Source organism: Natronohydrobacter thiooxidans (genome assembly GCF_001884735.1).
Lineage (GTDB): Bacteria > Pseudomonadota > Alphaproteobacteria > Rhodobacterales > Rhodobacteraceae > Roseinatronobacter > Roseinatronobacter thiooxidans_A.
The window spans coordinates 1-1060 of record NZ_MJAP01000031.1 but is presented as its reverse complement, the minus strand read 5'-3'; the positions used below and the strand labels follow the sequence as shown (position 1 = coordinate 1060).

The window sequence follows — 1060 nt, the reverse complement described above, 5'->3', positions numbered from 1 at the left end:
TAGAGCGTGTCGCGTTTAATCGGTCCTGTATCCTGCGGCCTTGAAGAAGTTGTAGCATTCCTCGTCGGTGAAGAGGTCGCAGACATGGCCGACGGCCTTCCAGAGTTCCTGGTAGGTTCGGGCGGCGGCCTTTCGGATCAGCGCCTTGAGCTTTGAGAAGGCCATTTCGATCGGGTTGAGGTCGGGGCTGTAGGGCGGCAGGAAGAGGAACCATGCGCCGATGTCGCGCATGGCTTTGGCCGCGCCGGGGCTCTTGTGGCTCGACAAGTTGTCGAGGATGACCACGTCACCGGAGCGCAGGGTCGGCACCAGCTGGGTCTCGACATAGAGGTCGAACATCTCCCCGTTCATCGCGCCATCGATCACCCACGGGGCATCGAGGCGGTCATGGCGCAGGGCACCGATGAAGGTCTGGGTGCGCCAGTGTCCGAACGGCGCGTGATCGACTAGGCGCTGCCCGCGCGGGGCCCAGCCAGTGGTCTTGGCCATGTTGGTCTTGAGCGATGTCTCGTCGATAAATGCCAGTCTTTCCAGATGTCTGGCCATGAAGGGCTGGCGCTTTCCTATCCAGATGCGGCGCAGGTCAGTCACGTCCTGGCGCTTCTGTTCAAGCGCTTGCAGGTCTTTTTTTGTGTGACAGCCCGAGCCTGAGCAGCAACCGACCGACCGACGAGCGATGCACCTTCACCCCGTGCTCCGCAGCCAGTTCCACGGTCAACGCGTCAATCGTCAGATCGGGCTGCGCCGCGATCCGGCGCTCCACCCAGCCCTTTACTCCGGTCAGCTTGCCGCGCCCGGGATTGCCCTGAGGTTTCGGCGCAAGCGAGCCGGTCTCCCGCTTGAGGCGCACCATGTCGTTGACGAACTTGATCGAAACGCACAGCCGCCGCGCCGCCTCGGTATGCGTGCTGCCCTGTTCGACAAGCCGCACCGCGCGATCACGCAATTCAACAGGATGCGGTTTGCCCATCCCTGACCCCCATATCTGCCTCAAAGACATCGAATCACAGGACAAGCGTTATGGGAACCCTGAATCTGATCAGCAGCGACACGCTCTAGC

The 1060-nt window shown here is 61.9% G+C and carries 2 protein-coding genes; both read right to left on the bottom strand.

The features are described from left to right. Positions 1–15: 15 nt before the first annotated feature. Positions 16–621, bottom strand: a complete 606-nt coding sequence (locus tag BG457_RS20435; protein ID WP_281249233.1) for an IS630 family transposase — start codon at positions 619–621, stop codon at positions 16–18. Continuing rightward, the gene (locus BG457_RS20430; protein ID WP_071797517.1) at positions 608–970 is read right to left on the bottom strand and encodes a transposase; all 363 of its coding nucleotides are present in this window, start codon (positions 968–970) and stop codon (positions 608–610) included. The genes BG457_RS20435 and BG457_RS20430 overlap by 14 nt, the downstream gene beginning before the upstream one ends. Between the last annotated feature and the right edge of the window lie 90 nt (positions 971–1060).

Excerpts from the sequence above, each read along its gene's own strand:
- BG457_RS20430 (WP_071797517.1), bottom strand. The coding sequence starts at position 970 with ATGGGCAAACCGCATCCTGTTGAATTGCGTGATCGCGCGGTGCGGCTT.